General features: G+C 71.4%; 6 protein-coding genes and 1 pseudogene. 4 read left to right on the top strand and 3 right to left on the bottom strand.

Annotated features, from left to right (window positions below; genetic code table 11):
• Window positions 1-194 precede the first annotated feature (194 nt).
• The 4 genes and pseudogenes from AB8Z36_RS27285 to AB8Z36_RS27270 all read left to right on the top strand — a co-directional run.
• Window positions 195-563 (top strand): zinc-binding dehydrogenase, encoded by a 369-nt coding sequence (locus tag AB8Z36_RS27285; RefSeq protein ID WP_369216033.1) that lies wholly within the window; start codon window positions 195-197, stop codon window positions 561-563.
• Between the two features lie 318 nt (window positions 564-881).
• The gene (locus AB8Z36_RS27280; protein WP_369216032.1) at window positions 882-1835 is read left to right on the top strand and encodes an alpha/beta hydrolase family protein; all 954 of its coding nucleotides are present in this window, start codon (window positions 882-884) and stop codon (window positions 1833-1835) included.
• Window positions 1836-2135: 300 nt separating this feature from the next.
• The gene (locus AB8Z36_RS42350) at window positions 2136-2450 is read left to right on the top strand and encodes a hypothetical protein (protein ID WP_440582006.1); all 315 of its coding nucleotides are present in this window, start codon (window positions 2136-2138) and stop codon (window positions 2448-2450) included.
• Window positions 2451-3129, top strand: a pseudogene (locus AB8Z36_RS27270) (helix-turn-helix domain-containing protein); the annotation flags it as partial.
• 53 nt (window positions 3130-3182) lie between these two features.
• Here the strand turns inward: AB8Z36_RS27270 and AB8Z36_RS27265 are convergent.
• Genes AB8Z36_RS27265 through AB8Z36_RS27255 form a run of 3 tightly spaced genes read right to left on the bottom strand, consistent with a single transcriptional unit; the run spans window position 3183 to window position 6146 of the window.
• Window positions 3183-4472: a sensor histidine kinase gene (locus AB8Z36_RS27265; protein ID WP_369216031.1), complete on the bottom strand. Its 1290-nt coding sequence runs from the start codon at window positions 4470-4472 to the stop codon at window positions 3183-3185.
• Between the two features lie 56 nt (window positions 4473-4528).
• On the bottom strand, window positions 4529-5215 hold the full coding sequence (gene cseB / locus AB8Z36_RS27260; protein ID WP_369216030.1) for a two-component system response regulator CseB: 687 nt from the start codon (window positions 5213-5215) through the stop codon (window positions 4529-4531).
• 37 nt (window positions 5216-5252) lie between these two features.
• The gene (locus tag AB8Z36_RS27255; protein ID WP_440582007.1) at window positions 5253-6146 is read right to left on the bottom strand and encodes an endonuclease/exonuclease/phosphatase family protein; all 894 of its coding nucleotides are present in this window, start codon (window positions 6144-6146) and stop codon (window positions 5253-5255) included.
• Window positions 6147-6304 lie beyond the last annotated feature (158 nt).

Raw genomic sequence — 6304 nt, 5'->3', positions numbered from 1 at the left:
GGCCGGCGCGGCAGCGGAATACGCCCTCGCACCGGCCCGGCYGCTCACATCGGCGCCCGCAAGCATCCCACTGGCCGACGCGGCCGGGCTGCCGCTGGTCGGCCTCACCGCCTGGCAGGCCCTCTTCGACCACGCCAGGCTGACCGCCGGTCCCGCGCAGCAGCGGGCGGGTCGAGGCCTTCGGCGCCGACGAGGTGTTCGGCCACGGGGTTCCCGAGCCGTCGGCGCTGGTCGACGTCGTACTCAACCTCGCGCCCGTCGAGCGGATGGAACTGGCCGCGCTGACCTCCGTGGTGCGCGACGGCGGTGTAGTGGTGAACACGACGGTGTGGATGCCCGCACCGTCCGATGAGGAACGCGGCGTGCGCGGCATCGACATCTTCGTCAGGAGCGACGCCGCACAGCTGGCGCGACTGGTGACGCTGGTCGACTCCGGAGCGCTGCGCGTCGACATCGCCCGGCGGGTGCCTCTGGCCGACCTCCCGGCCCTGCACGCCGAAGCCGCCAAGGGCACGGTCTTCGGCAAGGTTGTCGTCCTTGCCCCCACTGCCTCTCCCGCCTAGGAGGCGCCTGACGCCCGCCAGCTGGTCTGCATGCCCAGGACCTTCGGCAGCGGGCCTCCACGGCTCTGATCGCTTATCACCGTCTGACGCAAGGCCGCCGACGCCCTCGACACCGAGGGCGGCCGCATCGTGGTCCAACTGATGCACACCGGCCGCATCTCCCACCCGCTACGGCTCAAAGAAGAGCCCCGTTCCCTACGACGATCGGAACGGGGCGCCACTTCATGCCGGGCCGAAGCGAGATCCCCTGGCCGCCTCACCACGCGGGCCGAACCGGCCCGCCGGGCGGCACAAACCACTGAAGGGCAACCACGCATCATGAATACACCCGCCGCCGACACCCAAGGCGCACCTGTCCCCGTCCTGTCCTACGGCCCGGTGGTCCTGCCCGTCCCCGGACGGCCCGTGGACCTCCAGGTCCGTGTTACCGCGCCAGAGACCGGGACCGGGCTCCCCGTCATCCTGTTCTCCCACGGCCAAGGCCCCTCCAACAACCTCTCCTCGCTCAACGGGTACGGGCCGCTGGTCAACTACTGGGCCGCCCACGGCTTCGCCGTCATCCAGCCCACCCACCTCGCCTCCAGGACCCTGAGCCACCTGGTTGCCGACGCCCCCGGAGCCCCCTTCTTCTGGCGCTCACGCGCCCAGGACATGACCCACATCCTCGACCGGCTCGAAGAGATCGAGAAAAGCGTGCCGCTGCTCGCCGGGCGGATCGACCACACCAAGGTCGCCATCGCCGGACACTCCTTCGGCGGCTTCACCTCAAGCACCCTGCTCGGAGCGAAGGTCACCGACCCAGACAACGGGGAGGAGGTCAGCTTCCTCGAACCCCGCCTCAAGACAGGCGTGCTGCTGGCCGCGCCCGGCAGGGGAGACGTGATCAACGGACCCATGGGCGAGGCAGTGCCGTACTTCAAGTCCATCGACTTCTCCACCATGACCACCCCCGCACTGATCGTCACCGGCGACGAGGACGACTCCCGGCACTTCACGGACATGGGGCCGGACTGGCACGCCGACCCCTACACCCTCGGCCCGGGACCCAAGTCCCTGCTCACCCTGTTCGGCGCGGGGCACGCACTGGGAGGGATCCCCGGATACGACGCCGCCGAGACCACCGACGAGAGCCCCGAGCGGGTCGCCGTCGTCGGCCGCATCACCTCGGCCTACCTCCGCAGCCAGCTCCACCCCGCTGACAACGCCTGGCAGAGCGCGTGCGAGGCACTCACGGCCGACCCCGCCCCGGCCGGACGCGTCGAGAGCAAGTAGGTCCTGCGCGGGCGCGGCGTCGGTGCAAGTCCGCGGCGAACCGGTCGGGCTGCGGGCGGGTGAGCTGGTCGTTCTCGCGTGCTGAGGGGGCCGGTTTGGACCGTGCAGGTGGTCCTCGGTGCTCATCAGAACGCGGCAGCTCGGGTACTCGGGCAAATGTGCTGCGTGGGGGCGGCGGTAGTGGTCGCCGATGAGGCGCAGGGTCGGGAGTGAAGGGGAGCTGGAGGTAGGCGCACAGGACGTCGATGCGGGTCTGGGGCAGGCTGTCATCCGGTGCGTCGTCGGCGAGTCGGCGAGGGCGTGGACGCCCCCGAGCTGGACAGCTGGAGAGTCCGAGCCGAGTTTGTCGACGGCCTGGGAGAAGCGTTCGGTGTGCAGCCGGGTGGCTTCGCGGTGGGCGCAGGCTTCGTCGACGCGCTGGCGGAGGTAGGCGACGACCAGCGCGACGAGCGCACCGGCCCCGGCGACCACGCCGAAGGAGAGCTTCATCAAGTCGAAGAGCGTCTTCGCGTCGAGCTCCGTGGCGCTGTCGAGCTCCTGGAAGCCGAACAGGAGCGTCAGCCCGTAAAAGACGCCGCCCGCCACAAGGACCGCGGCGCTGAAGGTGAGGGCTAGCTGTTCTGTCCTGGGAGGACGTGGACGGGACCGGCCGTCTTGCGTCTGGCCCGCTCTGTGGTCGAGGACGGCTGGCCACTGTGCCGGGCCGCTGAACGCTTCCAGGTCTCGCCCACCACCGCCCAGCGCTGGGCAGCCCGCTATCGCGCCCTGGGCGAAGCACAGATGAGCGATCAGTCCTCCCGCCCGCACCACAGCCCGCGCCGCACTCCCACCCGGACCGAGCGGCGGATCATCAAGGTACGGATTCCGCGCCGGTGGGGACCGGCCCGCATCGCCCACTACCTGCGGATGGTCCCCTCGACCGTCCACCGCGTCCTGCCCCGCCACCGGCTGGCCCGTCTTACTCACCTTGACCGGGCGACCGGTCGCGTCATCCGCCGCCACGAACGCGAGCGTCCGGGCGACCTGGTGCACGTGGACATCAAGAAGCTCGGCAACATCCCCGACGGCGGCGGCCACAAGGCCCAGTGCCGCCAGGCCGGCCGCAAGACTCGCTCCGGCACCGGATACAGCTGCCTCCACACCGCTGCCGACGACCACTCCCGCCTTGCCTGCAGCGAGATCCACCCGTACGAGAAGAAGGAAGCCGCCACCGCCTTCTGGACCCAGGTCCCACACCTGGCGCGCCGCACCGGCAGCGGCCGGGATCACCCACAAGCGAACCCGGCCCTACCGAAAGGACAACCACCCGCCAGCCGCGTCCCCGACCTCACCTCACGGGCCATACATCTAGGGCTGGAGCGCCGTGCTGTCGGACACCGGGAGTGTGAGCGTGGCCAGGGCCCCGTGAGGGGTGGCGTTCGCGAGTGTCAGGCGGGCGCCGAGCACCTCCGCCTGCGCCTGGGCGATGGTCAGGCCGAGACCGTGGCCGCGGCCCCGCTCGGCCGTGGCGGTGCGGAAGCGCTGAGGCCCGTCAGCGAGCAGGTCCGGCGGGAAACCGGGGCCATGATCACGCACGGAGACGGTGGCGTCGCGGACCTCGATCTGGACGGGCGGCGCACCGTGCCGCTCCGCGTTGACGAGCAGGTTCGTGACGATGCGGTCGAGGCGGCGGGGGTCGGTCCTGACCACGGGCTGGCCGATCGCCGTGAATCGGGCGTCGACGCCGGCGCGGGCCACGCACTCCCGCACCAGTTCGGCCAGCGGCAGCGGCTGGATGTCCGCGTGCTCCGTGCCGGAGTCGAGTCGGGAGACCTCCAGCAGGTCGTCCACCAGGTGATGCAGGACGCGGACCCGGTCGCGTACGAGATCGGTGGCCTCGCTCTCGGACAACAAGGAGGCGGCCGCGACCAGACCGGCGACGGGGGTGCGCAGTTCGTGGGCGACGTCGGCGGTGAAGCGCTGCTCGCTGTGCAGGCGCTGCTGCAGGACGTCGGCCATGTGGTCCACGGCGGAGGAGATCTGTCCGATCTCGTCCTGACGGCGGGCCTCGGTGCGCGCGTCGAGGTCTCCGTCCCGGATGCGGTGGGCGGTACCGGCGACCCGTCGCAGCCGCCGGAGCACCAGCTCGGCCGCGAGGGCGGAGAGCGGGACGACGACGGCGAGCGTGGCCAGCGCGGCGTAGTACATGTGCCGGTCCAGGGCCCGCCGGCTCAACAGGTCATAGATCATGTCGGAGCGGACCGCGACCACCGTGCCGTCCATCCACTCACCCGCCCACATAGCCGCTCGATCCGCGACGCCTCGGACCTCGTACCAGGTCACCGGCCCGTCCGCGGACTCAAGCCGCCGATGGATCTCATCGGGTACCTCGTCCCCCATGTAGAGCGAGGATCCGCCCTCATCACGATCCCTTGTGGTGCCGCGCTGCTGCGCCAGGCTCGCCTCCTCTTGCAAAAAGCCGAGTGCCTCGGCGCGGGCGAGCGCCAGGGAGCGGCTCTCGGTGGTGCGGTGGACCAGACCCCCGATGCCCAGGGCCATCAGGCAGGCCGCGATGGTGACACCGGCGGCGACCTGCCAGCGCAAGGAGCGTGGGTCGACGAGGCGCTTCAGAAACGTGGGGGAGTGCGGCACGGTCATGGGTGTCGGTGTCCGTCTCGTGCTGGCGGTGGAAAGGTGTGCGGGCTGGGGGCCGGTCAGCGGCGGAAGCGGTAGCCAAAGCCCCGGACGGTCTCGATGTGCTCGGCCCCGATCTTCCGGCGCAGCCGCTGGACGGCCAGGTCGACGACGCGGGTGTCGCCCTCCCAGCCGTAGTCCCACACCGTGCGCAGCAGGGTCTGGCGCTGCAGGACGACGCCGGGTGCCGCCACGAACTCCAGCAGCAGCCGCAGTTCGGTGGGGGTGAGCGCGAGCAGCTCGCCGCCCTTGCGGACCTCCAGACCGCGGGTGTCGACGCTCAGGTCGCGGAAGACGAGCATGCCCTCGTCGTCCGGCGGTGTGCTCGCGTCGGTGCCCGGATAGCTGGCGCGGCGCAGCAGGGTGCGGATGCGTGCCAGCAGCTCGGAGGTGTCGACGGGTTTGACGAGATAGTCGTCGGCCCCCGCCTCCAGGCCCGCGACCACGTCGATGCCCTCCCCGCGGGCAGACAGGATCAGCACCGGGACCTGACTCTCCTCGCGGACCCTGTGGCACAGTCCGATGCCGTCGAGGTGGGGCAGCATCACATCCACCATCAGCAGGTCATGCCCTCCGGCCCGGAACATCTCCAGCGCGGTCAGCCCGTCCGCCGCGGTCGACGCCTGGTATCCGTACCGCTCCAGGACCAGGGTGAGGGACCGGCGGATCGTCGCGTCGTCCTCGACGAGGAGGATGTGTACGCTCACTGCTCTCCTGTTCGCTTCTTCTCGCGGCGCGCGCTCTTCACAGGCGCAAGGAGGCCGCGGCAGGCAGGTGGTCGCTCGCGGTGCGGGGCAGTGTCCACGACGAGACCGGGGTGACACCCCTGACCAGTATCTGGTCGATCCGCACCAGCGGGAACCCGGCAGGCCAGGTCAGGCCGAGTCCCGCGCCGGCTTCTTCCTGCGTCGAGCGTAGCCGCTCGGTCAGCGGACGCAGCGCGGTGTCGTCGGCGGAGCCGTTCAGGTCGCCGGCCACCACGACCCGGGATGCCCGCTCGGACCGTACGGCCGCGGCGAGCCGGTCGCCGGCCTCATTGCGGAGCCGCGTGGCGAACCCGTCGGGCGCGAGGCGTACGGAGGCGAGGTGGGCGACGTACACGGCGAGGGGGCCCTTGGGGGTGTCGACCGTGGCGCGCAGGGCACGCGGCCACGGCATGATGGGTACGGTCCTGCCGCCGTGCAGGGGCAGGGTGCTCCACAGCCCGACGCCGCCGTGAACCTCATGGTAGGGGTGGCTCTTCGCCAGGGCCCGCTGGTACTGGGGGATCGCTTCGGGCGACATCTCTTGCAGGGCCAGCAGGTCGGCGCCCGAGGCGATGAGGGCCCGGGCTGTCTGCCGGGGCGCGCGGTTGGTCTCGCTGACATTGTGGCTGAGGACGGTGAGGTCGCCACCCGTCCCGCCCTTGTCTGTCATCGCACCGGCGAACAGTACGGTCCAGATCACCGCGGGAACGAGGACCGCGACGGCGGCCGGCCGGGAGCGTCGCACGGCGGCCAGCAGGAGCAGCAGCGGCACGCTCAGCCCCAGCCACGGCAGGAACGTCTGCACCAGGCTGCCCACGTTGTGGGGYCCGGGGGGCAGCCGGGGAACGGCGAGGAGCGCGAGCCCGGTAAGGACCGCGACCGCCGCCGACAGCGCTCCGCGGCGACGCGCCCAAGGGCGCCGGGGCGCAGAAGCGGACGTACCGCCGACAGGTTGAGCTTCGGGTTGGGGTGCGTCGGCGCGGCCGGGGTCAGGGGCGTGGGGCGCGGTGCCGGTCAGGTGGTGCTCACGTGCGGTCGTCACAGCTGGCT

Source organism: Streptomyces flavofungini (assembly GCF_041028215.1).
Classification (GTDB): Bacteria; Actinomycetota; Actinomycetes; order Streptomycetales; family Streptomycetaceae; genus Streptomyces; species Streptomyces flavofungini_B.
The sequence above is the reverse complement of the archived record's forward strand: the minus strand, read 5'-3'. Positions and strand labels throughout refer to the sequence as shown.

Excerpts from the sequence above, each read along its gene's own strand:
- AB8Z36_RS27280 (WP_369216032.1), top strand. The coding sequence starts at position 882 with ATGAATACACCCGCCGCCGACACCCAAGGCGCACCTGTCCCCGTCCTG.
- AB8Z36_RS27265 (WP_369216031.1), bottom strand. The coding sequence starts at position 4,472 with ATGACCGTGCCGCACTCCCCCACGTTTCTGAAGCGCCTCGTCGACCCA.